13 protein-coding genes are annotated in these 15,531 nt (G+C 65.0%); 5 read left to right on the top strand and 8 right to left on the bottom strand.

From position 1 onward, the window contains the following. Nucleotides 1–173: 173 nt before the first annotated feature. Nucleotides 174–515, bottom strand: coding sequence for a zinc ribbon domain-containing protein YjdM (locus tag CTR55_RS25920; RefSeq protein WP_296290546.1), 342 nt, complete (start codon nucleotides 513–515; stop codon nucleotides 174–176). 316 nt (nucleotides 516–831) lie between these two features. Here CTR55_RS25920 and CTR55_RS25915 point away from each other — a divergent pair, with 316 nt between their 5' ends. Next, nucleotides 832–1,044, top strand: a complete 213-nt coding sequence (locus tag CTR55_RS25915; RefSeq protein ID WP_296290545.1) for a hypothetical protein — start codon at nucleotides 832–834, stop codon at nucleotides 1,042–1,044. A gap of 51 nt (nucleotides 1,045–1,095) precedes the next feature. Here the strand turns inward: CTR55_RS25915 and CTR55_RS25910 are convergent, their stop codons facing one another. The 3 genes from CTR55_RS25910 to CTR55_RS25900 form a co-directional block, all read right to left on the bottom strand. Further along, nucleotides 1,096–1,719, bottom strand: coding sequence for a c-type cytochrome (locus CTR55_RS25910; protein ID WP_296290544.1), 624 nt, complete (start codon nucleotides 1,717–1,719; stop codon nucleotides 1,096–1,098). 175 nt (nucleotides 1,720–1,894) lie between these two features. Next, nucleotides 1,895–3,709: a sodium-extruding oxaloacetate decarboxylase subunit alpha gene (oadA, locus tag CTR55_RS25905; RefSeq protein ID WP_296290543.1), complete on the bottom strand. Its 1,815-nt coding sequence runs from the start codon at nucleotides 3,707–3,709 to the stop codon at nucleotides 1,895–1,897. 11 nt (nucleotides 3,710–3,720) lie between these two features. Further along, entirely contained in the window at nucleotides 3,721–5,136 is a 1,416-nt protein-coding gene (locus tag CTR55_RS25900; RefSeq protein ID WP_296290542.1) for an acetyl-CoA carboxylase biotin carboxylase subunit, read from the bottom strand. Between the two features lie 228 nt (nucleotides 5,137–5,364). Between CTR55_RS25900 and CTR55_RS25895 the strand changes: the two genes are divergently transcribed. Continuing rightward, a complete protein-coding gene (locus CTR55_RS25895; protein ID WP_138213613.1) occupies nucleotides 5,365–6,300 on the top strand; it encodes a LysR family transcriptional regulator in 936 nt (311 codons plus the stop codon). On the opposite strand, the gene CTR55_RS25890 is transcribed toward CTR55_RS25895, so the two are convergent. Further along, a complete protein-coding gene (locus CTR55_RS25890) occupies nucleotides 6,254–6,469 on the bottom strand; it encodes a PA3496 family putative envelope integrity protein (protein ID WP_296290541.1) in 216 nt (71 codons plus the stop codon). The two genes, CTR55_RS25895 and CTR55_RS25890, sit on opposite strands and share 47 nt — an antisense overlap. A gap of 250 nt (nucleotides 6,470–6,719) precedes the next feature. Continuing rightward, nucleotides 6,720–7,604, bottom strand: coding sequence for a transcriptional regulator HexR (gene hexR, locus CTR55_RS25885; RefSeq protein ID WP_296290540.1), 885 nt, complete (start codon nucleotides 7,602–7,604; stop codon nucleotides 6,720–6,722). Between the two features lie 91 nt (nucleotides 7,605–7,695). Here hexR and zwf point away from each other — a divergent pair, with 91 nt between their 5' ends. Then, the gene (gene zwf / locus CTR55_RS25880; protein WP_296290539.1) at nucleotides 7,696–9,171 is read left to right on the top strand and encodes a glucose-6-phosphate dehydrogenase; all 1,476 of its coding nucleotides are present in this window, start codon (nucleotides 7,696–7,698) and stop codon (nucleotides 9,169–9,171) included. 186 nt (nucleotides 9,172–9,357) lie between these two features. Next, complete coding sequence (yegQ, locus tag CTR55_RS25875) at nucleotides 9,358–10,758, top strand: tRNA 5-hydroxyuridine modification protein YegQ (RefSeq protein WP_296290538.1); 1,401 nt, start codon at nucleotides 9,358–9,360, stop codon at nucleotides 10,756–10,758. Nucleotides 10,759–11,213: 455 nt separating this feature from the next. Here the strand turns inward: yegQ and CTR55_RS25870 are convergent, their stop codons facing one another. Together CTR55_RS25870 and CTR55_RS25865 are read right to left on the bottom strand one after the other, a co-directional pair. Beyond that, complete coding sequence (locus tag CTR55_RS25870; RefSeq protein WP_296290537.1) at nucleotides 11,214–11,921, bottom strand: DUF3142 domain-containing protein; 708 nt, start codon at nucleotides 11,919–11,921, stop codon at nucleotides 11,214–11,216. Between the two features lie 5 nt (nucleotides 11,922–11,926). Further along, on the bottom strand, nucleotides 11,927–14,095 hold the full coding sequence (locus CTR55_RS25865; protein WP_296290536.1) for an outer membrane assembly lipoprotein YfiO: 2,169 nt from the start codon (nucleotides 14,093–14,095) through the stop codon (nucleotides 11,927–11,929). A gap of 342 nt (nucleotides 14,096–14,437) precedes the next feature. On the opposite strand from CTR55_RS25865, the gene nirK reads away from it, so the two are divergent. Then, nucleotides 14,438–15,490: a copper-containing nitrite reductase gene (gene nirK / locus CTR55_RS25860; RefSeq protein ID WP_296290552.1), complete on the top strand. Its 1,053-nt coding sequence runs from the start codon at nucleotides 14,438–14,440 to the stop codon at nucleotides 15,488–15,490. Nucleotides 15,491–15,531: the final 41 nt, after the last annotated feature.

Genomic DNA, 15,531 nt, shown 5'->3' with positions numbered 1-15,531 from the left:
AATGATAGGAAACCGTTACCCATGTCCCCCGACAACCGTTACCTATGTCTCCCGGCAGAACACAAGCTCCACCCATCCTACGCAGGTACTCATCCAGAACATCGGTCAGGGGCGAAGAATGGCCAGCAAAAAGCCCGGCACATGGCCGGGCTTTTTATGGGCTGCGCGAAGGCTCAGACCTTGCGCACGAACTCCGACTTCAGCTTCATCGCGCCGATGCCGTCGATCTTGCAGTCGATGTCGTGGTCGCCGTCCACCAGGCGGATGTTCTTCACCTTGGTGCCGACCTTCACCACCAGGGACGAGCCCTTGACCTTGAGGTCCTTGATCACGGTGATGGTGTCGCCGTCCTGCAGCAGGTTGCCAACCGAATCCTTGATCACACGGGCGTCGCTGTCGGTTTCGCCGGAACCGTCGGCGGACCACTCATGGGCGCACTCGGGGCAGACCAGCTGGGCGCCGTCTTCGTAGGTGTATTCGGAGTTGCATTTGGGGCAGGGCGGCAGCTGGCTCACGGCGGTTCTCACAGTGGAAACGGTAGAAATGACCGCAGAGTATATAAGGTTTATTGCTTTCCTGCCCGGTGACCCACTGGGCAAGGGGTCGGCTCCGTTACAAAGGCACAAGAATCCATCGTCATAACAGGCGACACACGCCCAATGACAACGCCCGGCATCCGCCGGGCTTTTTCGTCAGGTCATTGAAACCAAATTCAGAAATTTCCCGGCCTTTACCGGAGCACGCCACGTAGCCTCATCCCGCGCCGACGGCAAAGCTTGCCGCCCCGGTCAGACGACCGGTATCCGCCCAACCTCGATGAGTGAGCACTCCATGAAAAAGCTTTGCATCCTGATCGCCGCCTGCGCCGTTCTCGCTGCCTGTGACAAGAAAGACGAACAAGCCTCGAAGACCGCCGTTCCCGCCGCTGCCCAGCAGGAAGCCAAACCTGCGGCCCAGCCGGAAGCCAAGCCAGCAGAACAGGCCGCTGCCCCGGCCCAACCGGCGACCGAAGAAGCCAAGCCGGCCGACGACAAGCAGCAGTAAGCGTCAGCCAATCAGAACAACAGCCAGCCGCCTTCGGGCGGCTGGCTGTTTTCAGGGCTGCAACTGGCTGAGGTAGGCGGTCAACGCAGGGATGTCGTCGTCGCTCAGCAGCGATGCCACTGCCAGCATCGGCGAATCGGCGCGGCTCGGGTCCTTGTCGCGGTAGCGCTGCAGCGCATGGGTCAGGTACTCCCTGGGCTGCCCGGCAATACGCGGGAAGCCGTCGTGCCCCATGGCCTTCTCGCCATGGCAGGTCGAGCACACCGTGGCGAAGCGCTGGGCGCTCTGCTCCAGCAGCGCCTTGTCGACGACCGGAGCGGCGCGCGGCACGACCTTCTGCTGGCTGAAGTAGTAAGCGATGCTCACCCGCTCGTTGACCGTCAGCAGCTTGGCCGCCTGGCTCATCACGAAGTCGGTGCGCTGGCCATCGACGTATTTCTCGAAGGCATCGAAGAGGTACTGCGGGTTCTGCCCCGCCAGGTTGGGGATGTAGTCGCGCTTGCTGTTGCCGTCCTTGCCGTGGCACTTGCTGCACAGCAGGATGCGTTCCTCGGCCGCGGCGTACGCCTGCTCGCGCTTGGCCGGGTCCTGTTCCAGCGCGGCGAGCCGATCCATCATCTCCGATGCCTGCGCGGCTCCGCACAGCAGCACCCACAACAGAACGACTCTCCCCATCACCGCACCACCCTGGTCAGTCAGTTTTCCCAGCGTGGAACATAGAGACTTTCTGAAGGAAATTTCCGACGTGGATCAACCAAACGGTTCGGTCGAAAGCGAACTGGCGCGCAAAAAAAAGGGGAGCATCGTGCTCCCCCGTGGGACTGAACCTTAAAGACCCGTCTGTCCTTGGTCAGCCTTCAATTTCTACCAGGATCTCACCGGGGTTGACCCGGTCGCCCTTGGCTACGTGGATGGCCTTCACGGTGCCGGCGATGCCCGCCTGCACTTCGGTCTCCATCTTCATTGCTTCGGTGATCAGCACGGCCTGGCCGGCCTTCACGCTGTCGCCTTCCTTCACCAGCACGTCGACGATGTTGCCCGGCATGGTGGTGGTGACGTGGCCCGGCTCGCTGGCCTGCTTGCGCTTGTTGCCGCCGCCGCCGATGAACTCGTTGAGCGGCTCGAACACCACTTCTTCGGGCATACCGTCCACCGACAGGTAGAAGTGGCGCTTGCCGTCGGTCTTCACGCCGACGCCGGTGATATCCACACGGTAGCTTTCGCCGTGCACGTCGACCACGAACTCGGTCGGTACGCCTTCACCGCCGGCAGCGGCGACGCCCTTGCCGTTGGGGATCGGCAGCAGTTCTTCGGGTTTCAGGGTGCCGGCGGCACGCTCTTCGAGGAACTTGCGGCCGATGTCCGGGAACATGGCGAAGGTCAGCACGTCCTCTTCGGACTTGGCCAGGCTGCCGATCTCTTCGCGCAGCTTGTTCAGCTCCGGCTTGAGCAGGTCGGCCGGGCGCACGTCGATGACTTCCTCGTTGCCGATGGCCTGGCGGCGCAGGGTTTCGTCGATCTTGCCCGGCGCCTTGCCGTAGCGGCCCTGCAGGTAGAGCTTCACCTCGTTGGTGATGGTCTTGTAGCGCTCGCCGGCCAGTACGTTGAAGAACGCCTGGGTACCGACGATCTGCGAGGTCGGAGTGACCAGGGGCGGGAAGCCAAGGTCTTCACGAACCTTGGGGATTTCCGCGAGCACTTCGGCCATGCGGTTCAGCGCGCCCTGTTCCTTGAGCTGGTTGGCCAGGTTGGAAATCATCCCGCCCGGTACCTGGTTGACCTGCACGCGGGTATCCACGCCGGTGAACTCGCTCTCGAACTGGTGGTACTTCTTGCGCACGGCGTGGAAGTACATGCCGATTTCCTGGATCAGTTCCAGGTCCAGGCCGGTGTCGAACGGGGTGTCGCGCAGGGCGGCAACCATGGATTCGGTACCCGGGTGGCTGGTGCCCCAGGCCATGCTGGAGATGGCGGTGTCGATGCGGTCGGCGCCGTTTTCCACAGCCTTGAGCTGGCACATGCTGGCCACCCCGGCGGTGTCGTGGGAATGCACGACCACGTCCAGCGGCAGCGCGTCCTTCAGTGCCTTGACCAGCTCGCCGGTGGCGTAGGGGGTCAGCAGGCCGGCCATGTCCTTGATGGCGATGGAGTCAACGCCCATGTCGGCCATGGCTTTGCCCTGCGCAACGAAGGCATCGATGGTGTGCACCGGGCTGGTGGTGTAGGCGATGGTGCCCTGGGCGTGCTTGCCGGCGGCCTTCACCGCTTCGATGGAAACACGCAGGTTACGCACGTCGTTCATCGCGTCGAAGATGCGGAACACGTCGATGCCGTTGACCGCCGCCTTGGCGACGAAGGCACGCACCACGTCATCGCTGTAGTGACGGTAGCCGAGCAGGTTCTGCCCGCGCAGGAGCATCTGCAGGCGGGTGTTGGGCAGCGCGGCCTTGAGCTTGCGCAGGCGCTCCCACGGGTCTTCCTTGAGGAAGCGCACGCAGGCGTCGAAGGTGGCGCCGCCCCAGACTTCCAGCGACCAGTAGCCGACCTTATCGAGCTTGTCGCAGATCGGCAGCATGTCTTCGGTGCGCATCCGGGTCGCCAGCAGCGACTGGTGAGCGTCGCGCAGGATGGTATCGGTGACGGTGACTTTCTTGGAAACGGTCATGTACGAATTCCTCACAGGCCAGCGTGGGCGGCAATGGCGGTAGCGATGGCGATGGCCAGGTGCGACGGGGTGCGCTTGATGGAGTACTGGGTCAGTTCCGGGTGGCTTTCGACGAAGCTGGTGTTGAACTGGCCGTTACGGAATTCCGGGTTCTTGAGGATTTCCTGGTAGTAGGCCGCGGTGGTCTTCACGCCCTGCACGCGCATGTCGTCCAGCGCGCGCAGGCCTCGGTCCAGCGCCTCTTCCCAGGTCAGCGCCCAGACCACCAGCTTCAGGCACATCGAGTCGTAGTACGGCGGGATGGTGTAGCCGGTGTAGATCGCCGTGTCGGTGCGCACGCCGGGGCCGCCGGGCGCGTAGTAGCGGGTGATCTTGCCGAAGGACGGCAGGAAGTTGTTCTTCGGGTCTTCGGCGTTGATCCGGAACTGCAGCGCGAAGCCACGGTGGATGATGTCTTCTTGCTTGACCGAGAGCGGCAGGCCGGAGGCCACGCGGATCTGCTCGCGGACGATGTCGATGCCGGTAATTTCCTCGGTGATGGTGTGTTCCACCTGCACGCGGGTGTTCATCTCCATGAAGTACACCTCGCCATCGGCGAGCAGGAACTCCACGGTGCCGGCGTTTTCGTAGCCCACGGCCTTGGCCGCGCGCACGGAAAGATCACCGATGTAGGCGCGCTGCTCGGGGGTCAGCTGCGGGCTGGGGGCGATCTCGATGAGCTTCTGGTTGCGGCGCTGGATCGAGCAGTCGCGCTCGAACAGGTGCACGGTGTTGCCGAAGGAGTCAGCGAGAATCTGCGCCTCGATGTGCTTGGGATTGACGATGCACTTCTCGAGGAAGACTTCCGCGCTGCCGAAAGCCTTGGTGGCCTCGGAGATCACACGGGGGAAGTTCTGCTCCAGCTCTTCGCGGCTGTTGCAGCGGCGGATGCCGCGGCCGCCACCGCCGGAAGTGGCCTTGAGCATCACCGGGTAGCCGATGCGCTCGGCTTCGGTGAGGGCTTCGGCCAGATCGGCGACGTTGCCTTCGGTACCGGGGGTGCAGGGCACGCCGGCGGCGATCATGCTGCGGCGCGCTTCGGTCTTGTCACCCATGCGGCGGATGACTTCCGCCGACGGGCCGATGAACTTGATCCCGCGTTCGGTGCAGATATCGGCCAGCTCGGCGTTTTCGGAGAGGAAGCCGTAGCCCGGGTGCAGGGCGTCGCAACCGGTTTCCACCGCCAGGTTCACCAGGGCGCGGGGGTTCAGGTAACCCGCCAGCGGATCGGCTCCCAGGCTGTGCGCTTCGTCGGCACGCTTCACATGCAGGGCGTGGCGGTCGGCATCGGAATAGACGGCCACCGAACGGATGCCCATCTCGGCGCAGGCACGCACGATGCGGACAGCAATCTCCCCACGGTTGGCGATCAGGATTTTCTTGATCACTGCGGCTTTCCCTCGGCCCGGGCCTTTTGCACCCCGGCGTAAAAACCCATCGGCAGCCCCGGACCCGGCAGCTGGATTCTCTTCGCCGGAGCGGGTTCCGGCGTGTTTTTACCCTAGCGCGGGAGGGAGGATTAACCAAAATCAATAATTATTGGGGTAGCCATAAAGAATGCTTTATAGTTGGCTGAAAATGTCGCGATCAGGCCGAGTTCTATGCGTAAGTCATTGATGCGTATGACCCTTCGCCAGCTGCAGGTTTTTCGTGCGGTGTGCGAAAGCCGTTCCTACAGCCGCGCGGCGGAGGAAATGGCCCTGACCCAACCGGCAGTCAGCCTGCAGATTCGCCAGTTGGAAGAGCTGGTCGGCCAGCCGCTGTTCGAGTACATCGGCAAGAAGCTCTACCAGACCGACGCCGCCGACGCCCTGCTGCGCGCCACCACCGACATCTTCCAGCGCCTGGAAGTGCTGGACATGAACCTCTCCGACCTCAAGGGCTCGCTGCAGGGCCAGCTGCGCCTGGCGGTGGAATCCAGCGCCAAGTACATCACCCCGCACCTGTTCGCCGCCTTCCACGCGCAGCACCCGGACGTCAGCCTGAACCTCACGGTGGTCAACCGCGCCCAGGTGATCAAACGCCTGTCGGACAACCGCGACGACCTGGTGATCATGTCCCTGGTGCCGCAGGACATGGCGCTGGAGTTCCTGCCCTTCCTGAACAACCCGATCGTCGCCGTGGCACCGCCGGACCACCCGCTGTGCAACGCCGCGAAGCTTTCGCTGAAGGACCTGGAGCCCTATCCGCTGCTGATCCGCGAGCCCGGCTCGGGCACGCGCAAGGCCTGCGAGGAACACTTCCAGCAGAAGCGCGCGCACTTCCCGCAGACGCTGGAGTTCGCCTCGCTGGAAGGCTCGCGGGAAGGGGTACTGGCGGGCTTGGGGCTGGCGCTGCTGCCGCGCCACGCGGTCAGCCGCGAACTGCAATCCGGACTGCTGCACGAGCTGCCGGTGGAAGAACTGCCGCTCTACCGCAGCTGGTGTCTGGTGCATGCCCGCGGCAAGCGCCTGAGCCCGGTGGCCCAGGCGTTCGTCGCCTTCATCCGTGAAGAGCGGGCGCTGATCAGCCAGCTTGCCGAACGCTTCGCCGGCCCGCCTTCGCCGAAGTGAGGTAGGCGGCGGCGATCAGGTCGGGAAAATCGGAGGTTTCGTGGGCCAGGCGCTGGGCCTCCACGCGGTCCTCGATGGCGCGACGGAACTGCATGCGCCGCTGGTCTTCGAGCTTGCGGCGGGTCTTGCTGTCCACTTGGAGCTGGGTGTCGTCGATATGGCGGGGCATCTCGCATCTCCCAAGGCCGAAGGGCTGGAGACGCCAGCATGCTGACGAGCGATGACCGTTTGACGACGTGGCGGTGAAGCGCCGGTGACGCCGACGAGCGGTTGGAATTGTGGCTATTTTCGGACAATCCGAGGAGCTTTGGATCTTCGTAGGAGCGAGCTTGCTCGCGAACCGCCCAGCCACCGAGTCGTCGGTTGAATCCGTTCGCGAGCAAGAACTAGGCGTCCCCCTCGCTCCTACAGAAAAGCGCTTAGGACGCCTCTTCCGGGCGCTCCTCGTGATTCTTCACCACCTTCGGCGACAGGCGCAGGCTACGCAGGCTGCGCTTCACGCTCTTGAGGTGATTCACCAGGTCCGGGCCACGGGCCATGGCCACGCCCATCGCCAGCACGTCGATCACCACCAGGTGGGCGATACGCGAGGTCAGCGGGGTGTAGATATCGGTGTCTTCGTGCACATCCACCGCCAGGTTCACCGTGGCCAGGTCCGCCAGCGGAGTCTGGCTGGGGCACAGGGTGATCAGCGTGGCGCCGGCTTCGCGCACCAGGTTGGCGGTCACCAGCAGGTCCTTGGAGCGGCCGGACTGGGAGATGCAGATCGCCACGTCCGAGGGCTTCAGGGTCACCGCCGACATGGCCTGCATGTGCGGGTCGGAGTAGGCCGCCGCCGAGAGCAGCAGGCGGAAGAACTTGTGCTGGGCATCCGCCGCCACCGCGCCGGAAGCGCCGAAGCCGTAGAACTCGACGCGCTGGGCATGGGCGATGGCCGCGATGGCGCGCTCCAGGGCGTGGGTGTCGAGGCGCTCGCGCACTTCCATCAGCGAGTGCAGGGTGGTGTCGAAGATCTTCAGGCTGAAGTCCGCCACCGAGTCGCTCTCGTTGATCGAGAACTGGCCGAAACTGGCACCTGCCGCGAGGCTTTGCGCCAGCTTGAGCTTGAGATCCTGGAAGCCACTGCAGCCGATGGCGCGGCAGAAACGCACGATGGTCGGCTCGCTGACGCCCACGTTATGGGCGAGGTCGGCCATGGAGCTGTGCATGACCGATGCAGGATCCTGCATCACGTGATCGGCAACCTTGAGCTCCGACTTGCGGAGCAGATGACGCGACTGGGCAATGTGCTGCAAAAGGTTCACAGGGATAGGCTCGGTGATAGTTGTCTGAAATTTATGTAGTCTTGTTGTAGTTATACTACAAAAACTTCCTTCACGCCCAGGGAATAAGTCTGTGAACACGCCTGCGAGCCTCGGCCTGCCAAGCTCTTGCGACATCCTGGTATTCGGCGGCAGCGGCGATCTGGCGCTACATAAACTGCTGCCGGCGCTCTACCACCTGCACCGGGAGAACCGCCTGCCGGCCGATACGCGGATCTTCGCCCTCGCCCGCAGCCAGCGGGACAACCCGTCCTACCTCGCCCTCGCCGAGCGCAACTGCCGCGCCCAGGTGGCGCGCAGCGACTTCTCCGCCGAGGCTTGGCGCGGTTTCGCCCAGCGCCTGGAGTACGTGGCGATGGACGCCTCGCAGAGCGCCGATTTCGGCCGTGTCGCCAAGGCCCTCAAGCGCACCGAGGGCCGCGTGCTGGTGCACTACCTGGCCACCGCGCCGAGCCTGTTCGCGCCGATCGCGCAGAACCTGAAGATCGCCGGCCTCGCCGGGCCGCTGGCGCGCATCGTGCTGGAGAAGCCGCTGGGGCATTCGCTGGAGTCGGCGGTGGCGATCAACCAGGCCATCGGCGAGGTATTCGACGAGTCGCGGGTGTTCCGCATCGATCACTACCTGGGCAAGGAAACCGTGCAGAACCTGATGGCCCTGCGCTTCGCCAACACGCTGTTCGAGCCGGTGTGGCGCAACGGGCACATCGACCATGTGCAGATCACCGTCAGCGAGACCCTCGGCGTGGAGAACCGTGGCGGCTACTACGACCAGGCCGGCGCCATGCGCGACATGGTGCAGAACCACCTGCTGCAGCTCCTTTGCCTGGTGACCATGGAGGCGCCGGTGCACTTTGACGCCGAGGCGGTGCGCAACGAGAAGGTGAAGATCCTCCAGGCGCTCAAGCCGATCTCCGGGCAGGACGTGCAGGACAAGACCGTGCGCGGCCAGTACACCGCCGGGCACATTGGCGGGCAGGAGGTGCCGGCCTACTGGTTCGAGAAAAATGTCGACAACGACAGCGATACCGAGACCTTCGTCGCCGTTCAGGCAGAGATCGACAACTGGCGCTGGGCCGGCGTGCCGTTCTACCTGCGCACCGGCAAGCGCATGGCGAAGAAGTGCTCGGAGATCGCCATCCAGTTCAAACCGGTGCCCAACAGCCTGATCGGCAGCAGCGTCGGCGCAGCCAATCGCCTGTGGATAAGGTTGCAGCCCGAGGAGCGCATCAGCGTGCAGCTGATGGCCAAGGCGCCCGGCAAGGGCATGCAGCTGGAGCCGGTGGAACTGGACCTCAACCTCGCCCAGGCGTTCAGCACCAACAAGCGCCGCTGGGACGCCTACGAGCGCCTGCTACTGGACGTGATCGAGGGCGACTCGACGCTGTTCATGCGCCGCGACGAGGTGGAAGCGGCCTGGAGCTGGGTCGACCCGATCATCAAGGGTTGGCACGAGCACTACCAGAGCCCACGCCCCTACCCCGCCGGCAGCAACGGGCCGGAGCAGGCGCAGACGCTGCTGGAGCTGCAGGGGCGGCGCTGGCTGGAATGATGCCAGACTCGGCGCTGCCCTACCTGTAGGAGCGAGCTTGCTCGCGAACCGCATAACACCGTGCCAGCCCGGTTCGCGAGCAAGCTCGCTCCTACGAAAAGCGCTCTGGCGTTGACTTCGCTCAGCACGCGCAAGCCCCGGATTTCCTAGAGTGGCGGCCCTTTTCCCACTACCCGCTGCGCCGTCATGTCTCCCACGCCGTTTTCCCCCGAACTGCTCTGCCCCGCCGGCTCGCTGAAGAGCCTGCGCCACGCCTTCGCCTACGGCGCCGATGCCGTCTACGCCGGCCAGCCGCGCTACAGCCTGCGGGTGCGCAACAACGAATTCGACCACGCCAACCTCGCCATCGGCATCAATGAGGCTCACGCCCAGGGCAAGCACCTGTACGTGGTGGTGAACATCGCCCCGCACAACGCCAAGTTGAAGACCTTCCTGCAGGACGTGGAATCGGTGATCGCCCTCGGCCCGGATGCGCTGATCATGTCCGATCCTGGCCTGATCATGCTGGTTCGCCAGCATTTCCCCGAGGTTGATATCCACCTGTCGGTGCAGGCCAACGCGGTGAACTGGGCCAGCGTGGAGTTCTGGCGGCAGCAGGGGCTCAAGCGGGTGATCCTGTCCCGCGAGCTGTCGCTGGAGGAAATCGGCGAGATTCGTGAGCGCGTGCCGGGCATGGAGCTGGAAGTCTTCGTCCATGGTGCGCTGTGCATGGCCTACTCCGGGCGCTGCCTGCTGTCGGGCTACATCAACCGCCGCGACCCCAACCAGGGCACCTGCACCAACGCCTGCCGCTGGGAATACCAGACCCATGCGGCCCATGAGGACGAACTGGGCCACGCGGTGCGCAATGTCGAGCCGACCCTGGGCATCGGCGCACCGAGCAAGGAGATCATCCTGCTCGAAGAAGGCAACCGCCCCGGCGAGTTGATGGAGGCGTTCGAGGACGAGCACGGCACCTACATCATGAATTCCAAGGACCTGCGCGCCATCCAGCACGTGCAGCGTCTGGCGCAGATGGGTGTGCATTCGCTGAAGATCGAGGGGCGGACCAAGTCGCACTACTACGTCTCGCGCACCGCGCAGACGTACCGCAAGGCCATTGACGATGCCGTCGCCGGGCGACCCTTCGACCTCGGCCTGATGGATACCCTGGAGTCGCTTGCGCACCGCGGCTATACCGAGGGCTTCCTGCGTCGCCATGTGCACGACGAGTACCAGAACTACCAGTACGGCCACTCGCTTTCCGAGCGCCAGCAGTTCGTCGGTGAGTTCACTGGCGAGCGCCGCCAGGGCCTTGCCGAAGTGCGGGTGAAGAACCGCTTCGAGGTCGGCGACAGCGTCGAGCTGATGACCCCGGCCGGCAACCGCACCTTCCGCCTGCATGCGCTGGAGAACAGCCGTGGCGAGTCCATCGGCGTTGCGCCCGGTGATGGCCATATCGTCTACATCCCGGTGCCCGAGGAGCTGGACCTGCAATACGCGCTGCTGATGCGCAACCTCAATGGCGGCAGCACCCGCGATGCGCGGGAGCCGGCGGCGGCCGGGGGTTGCGGAAGCGATTGCGGCAAGTGCGGGTGTGGCAGCTGAGTCCTCTGTCGGCGGAAAGCGATCGCGGACGGAGTCCGCTCCTACCGGATAGATCTGTGCTCGGATCGGCCCTCACCCTAACCCTCTCCCAGGGGGAGAGGGGACCGTTCGGTGTCGGATGAAACCACAGCGTCAGCCGGCACGATTTGCTCCCTCTCCCTGAGGGAGAGGGCTGGGGTGAGGGGGAAAGCACAAACACGGAACTACCAGGGAAAGACAGTTGCTCCTACCCAAAGCCCAACCCCGCGTAGGAGCGGACTCCGTCCGCGATTGGCCCGCCGCCCGCATCCATATCACCGACTCTGCCGACCGTAGGGCGCATAACCCGGAACGGGTTATCCGCCGCGATGGCGGATAACGCCCGAGGCGTTATGCGCCCTACTCAACTAAACGCAAACCGTCGGCGCGTGTAGGAGCGGACTCCGTCCGCGATTGACTTGCCGCCCGCACCCATCTCACGGGTTCTGCAAAAACACCACATACCCCCTGAACCACCGGCTCTTCGCCAGGTAATCGGGCGCCCGCCACTGCCCGTACTGCGCCAGCCCGATACGGAACGGCAGCTGCAACCGCGCCACTCGCGGCAGGTAAGCCTGGTAGTTGGGAATGGTCTGGCGCCCCTGGTAGGTCTGCACCACCACTTCGTCCACCACGCCGGCCAGGCGATTGATGGTCTCCGGCGCGGCATTGCTGCCCCAGTCCATCAGCCCGGTGATGCTCAGCTTGCAGTCCTTGGGCAGGCGCGTGCGCAGGTCCTGGAGGAAGTCGACGTACTCGTGCAGGTAGCGCGTGCGCGCGTCGAAGTCGATCTGCACGCCCACCACCGGGTTGCCGGCGGCGCGCCAGCGGCGCAGCTGGGACAGCAGGGTGCGGTAGATATCCTCGTTCCAGTGCAGGGTGTGGGCGCGGTAGACCACCCAGACCTCGCCCTGCTTCAGCCGCGGGATGGCGATACCCTGGGCAATCAACCGGGCGCGGCCATCGCTGTAGCGCGGCGCGCTGACCTGCCCCTGCAGGACGTAGAGGGTGCGGGCCTGGGCCAGTACCGGTTGCGCGGCGACCCCGCTCCACAGCCAGAAGGCGTCGTGCTCGGCGGCGTCCACGCCGGCCGCCGAGGCGTTGCCAGCAAGCAACGCCAACGCCAGGAGCACGACGCGCCGCACAGGGCTTACCAGTAGTACTTCAGGGACTTCGCCCAGGGCGTCGCGGAGTACTGGCCCTTGAGGGTGCGGAACCACTGCTTGCGCTGTGCCGGGGCGATGTCCTGGCTGCCGCAGCCATTGAAGCCGCTGGGGGCGAAGCAGTTGATGGCGCGGAACAGCGCGTACGCACTGTCCTCCTCCACGGCTTGCTTGTCGGCGATGACCTTGAGGTAACCGTCCATGCGCGAGTAGGGCGTGCCGGGGAACAGCGACTCGCCGCCGCCCAGCTCGCGTTCGCTGGGCTGGGTATCCAGCGGGAAGCCGTCCAGGCCGTTGCGCAGGATGAACTCGCCCAGGCAGTTCAGCGCCTTGGGCGGCTGCGGGTCCTGCAGCAGGTCGTGGGCGACGTCGACAATGGCCGGGCATTCGTAGCCGCTGTCGTTCTTGCCGCCCGGCCACTGGAACAGCGACAGCGGCATGCTGCCGTAGAGATAACCGATGCTGGCGCCCAGCGGCTTGCCGCTACCGTCGGTGGGTAGCAGCGCGAGGTCGTCGATATAGGCCTGGTACTGGCCGTGCAGCAGGTCCTTGTAGAGCAGTGCGAACAGCGCAGTATCCCGCTCTTCCACCGAGACGCTGGTGGATTTCGCCTGCTGGCGCAGCAGGTCGGGACCGGCGACGTGGCGCAGGAGAATCTCGCGGATGATCGGCGTATGCACCGGCGAGCCTTCGGCGAAGACCTTCACCAGGCGATCACTGCGCTCGTAGTTGAAAGCCAGCGCCAGCTCCAGCTGCTCACGTTGCAGCGGCTGCACCGCCAGCGGCAGCAGGCGCAGCCAGAGCTTCTCGGCGGCGATCCAGTCGTTGCCCGCTTCCAGGGCGAAGCCGCGCAGGGTCTGCTGGCTGAAGGCAAGGTAGTCGAGCTTGGCCGGCAGCTCCTCGGGCAGGGACTTCAGCGCCTCGGCGGGCTTTTCCTCGACGTACAGCTGGTAGGCCGCTGTCAGGTAGTCGTGCAGGCCGGGGTGCTTCGCGAAGAGGTCCTTCTGCGCAGCCAGGCCGGCGGCGTCCAGGGCGCGGGGCTCGTTGGCTTCGTGATGGCGCATCTGCATCAGGTCGAGCACCGCCAGCAGGCGCGCGTCGCGCACGTCGGCCGGGTGGGCGGTGACCAGCAGCTTGTTGTCGACTTCCTGCACCAGCTGCGCAAGATCGTCGGCCTCTTCGCGGGCGAACAGCTTGGCGTACTCGCCGGCCAGCCGGCCTTCGTCGCTCATCAACCAGTAGACACGGCGCGTCAGGCCCTTGGCCGAGGCACTGTACTGGCCCTGTGGATAAGCCTTGAGGTAGTCGCCCAGCGCGGCTTCGGCCTGGGCGAGGATTTTCTTGTCGACCTTGCGCAGGTCCGGGTAGCCCATCTCATCGAAGGCATTTTGCTGCGCCTGGTTGAGCAGTGCGCGGGCGACCATGTAGCGCGCGGTCTCCTTCAGCCAGGGCTGGTCGCTGTCCTGCAGCGCGCGGAAGGACTTCAGCGCCTCGCCGAAGCGACCACTGTAGAAGTCCGCCGCGCCCTTGAGATAGGTGCGGTAGGCCTTGGCCGGGGCGCTCTGCAGGTCTCCCGGCAGCAGCACGCTGAGCTGGGTTTCGTCCCACTGGCAGGCGCCCAGCAGGGTCAGCCGCGCGCGGGCCAGGCCCTGGCGTTCTCCGGCGGAAAGGCTGTCGACCAGCAGCAACTGGCTGAGGAAACCCTGGGCGGTAGCCGCGTTGTTGCTGCGGCAACGGCTGCCTTCGCCACTGGCGAAGCTATCGGCGGAGGACTGCACGGCATCCGCCGGCAGTCCGATGCGCGCGGCAAGATCGGCCAGCGGCGCGGTGCTGGGGCTGTCAGTCGCGTCGCCCGGCGCGGCGCCGTCGAGCCAGCGCGCCAGCGGGAACGGCACCTGGCCATAGCCCAGTTGTTGTTCGTCGTCGGTCAGCGCGTGACTGGGGATGCTGGCCTGGCCGGCGTCGGCCAGCAGCAGCTGCAGGTTGACCCGACTGTCGTTGCCGGGGCTGAGGAACGGCAGGCTGTTGCACACGTCCAGCGTGTCGCGCTTGAGGTTCCAGCTCGGGTAGCAGGAATCGTCGCTGCTCGCGCGCGCTTCCTGCACGCCGAGGCAACCGGTGATCAGGGCCAGCAGGGTCAGTCCGTACAGACGCATGAAAGATCCTTGTCCGTTGGAGCCCGCACGCCGGGCCGGGAATCAGAGCAGGACGAATCTTACCTCGCCGCGCTGACTCTTGCCCGCTCGCATGGGAACGAGACTGTAAACGCGAGCTACCGCACAACATGGCCTGCGACACGTTGTCCAGCTGAAATCTTCTTTGTTCCCGCTCAAAGAAGGATTCCTCCGAACGGGTATTTCTTTACCTAACGACAGTTCGTCGATTACGGAGAGTTACCCATGTTTGATCAGGAAGAGATTTCGCTTTCCCGCCGCACCTTGCTAGCCGGCGCCGTGGTCCTTGGCGTCACCGGCACCATGCTCGGCAGCGGCAAGGCGATGGCCGACGCGGAGGCAGCGCCAAAGAACATGGGCCCGGCCGCGGACCTCTCCAAGCTCGAGCACGTCCAGGTAGAGCTGGTCGCTCCGCCCTTCGTCCATGCCCATGAGCAGCGCGCCACCGGCAAGCCCAAGGTCGTGCAGTTCCGCATGGTGATCGAAGAGAAGAAGCTGGTCATCGACGACGACGGCACCGAAATCCACGCCATGACCTTCAACGGCTCGGTACCCGGCCCGATGATGGTGGTGCACCAGGACGACTACCTGGAGCTCACCCTGGTCAACCCGGCGAGCAACACCCTGACCCACAACATCGACTTCCACGCCTCCACCGGCGCCCTGGGCGGCGGCGCGCTGACCATCATCCAGCCCGGCGAGGAAGTGCAGCTGCGTTTCCGCGCCACCCGCCCCGGCGTGTTCATCTACCACTGCGCTCCGGGCGGCGCGATGATCCCGTGGCACGTAGTCTCGGGCATGAACGGCGCGATCATGGTGCTGCCGCGCGACGGCCTGAAGGACCGCAACGGCAAGTCGCTGAAGTACGACAAGGTCTATTACATCGGTGAGCAGGACTATTACGTCCCGCGCGACAAGGACGGCAAGTTCAAGCGCTACGGCACGCCGATGGAAAGCTTCAACGACATGCAGGAAGTCATGAAGGGGCTGATCCCCAGCCACGTCGTGTTCAACGGCAAGGTCGGCGCGCTGACCGGCAAGGGCGCCCTCACCGCCAATGTCGGCGAGACCATGCTGCTGATCCACGCCCAGGCCAACCGCGACACCCGTCCGCACCTGATTGGCGGCCACGGTGACCACGTCTGGGCCACCGGCAAGTTCAAGAACCCGCCGGAGGAAGACCTGGAAACCTGGTTCATCCCGGGCGGCGCGGCCGGCGCTGCGCTGTACACCTTCCTGCAGCCGGGCCTGTACACCTACCTCAACCACAACCTCATCGAGGCTGTGCTGCTGGGCGCCGCGGCGCACATCCAGGTCGAAGGCAAGTGGAACGCCGACCTGATGAGCCAGACCCTGCCGCCAACACCGATCAAGTAAGGCCCACGGCCGGCCCCTCCGGGCCGGCCCTTTCCCAGTAA

The sequence above is a fragment of the Pseudomonas sp. genome (assembly GCF_002796985.1).
Taxonomy (GTDB): Bacteria; Pseudomonadota; Gammaproteobacteria; order Pseudomonadales; family Pseudomonadaceae; genus Pseudomonas.
The sequence above is the reverse complement of the archived record's forward strand: the minus strand, read 5'-3'. Positions and strand labels throughout refer to the sequence as shown.

Excerpts from the sequence above, each read along its gene's own strand:
- CTR55_RS25915 (WP_296290545.1), top strand. The coding sequence starts at position 832 with ATGAAAAAGCTTTGCATCCTGATCGCCGCCTGCGCCGTTCTCGCTGCC.
- nirK (WP_296290552.1), top strand. The coding sequence starts at position 14,438 with ATGGCCGACGCGGAGGCAGCGCCAAAGAACATGGGCCCGGCCGCGGAC.
- CTR55_RS25865 (WP_296290536.1), bottom strand. The coding sequence starts at position 14,095 with ATGCGTCTGTACGGACTGACCCTGCTGGCCCTGATCACCGGTTGCCTC.
- oadA (WP_296290543.1), bottom strand. The coding sequence starts at position 3,709 with ATGACCGTTTCCAAGAAAGTCACCGTCACCGATACCATCCTGCGCGAC.
- yegQ (WP_296290538.1), top strand. The coding sequence starts at position 9,358 with ATGTCTCCCACGCCGTTTTCCCCCGAACTGCTCTGCCCCGCCGGCTCG.
- CTR55_RS25890 (WP_296290541.1), bottom strand. The coding sequence starts at position 6,469 with ATGCCCCGCCATATCGACGACACCCAGCTCCAAGTGGACAGCAAGACC.
- CTR55_RS25895 (WP_138213613.1), top strand. The coding sequence starts at position 5,365 with ATGCGTATGACCCTTCGCCAGCTGCAGGTTTTTCGTGCGGTGTGCGAA.
- CTR55_RS25910 (WP_296290544.1), bottom strand. The coding sequence starts at position 1,719 with ATGGGGAGAGTCGTTCTGTTGTGGGTGCTGCTGTGCGGAGCCGCGCAG.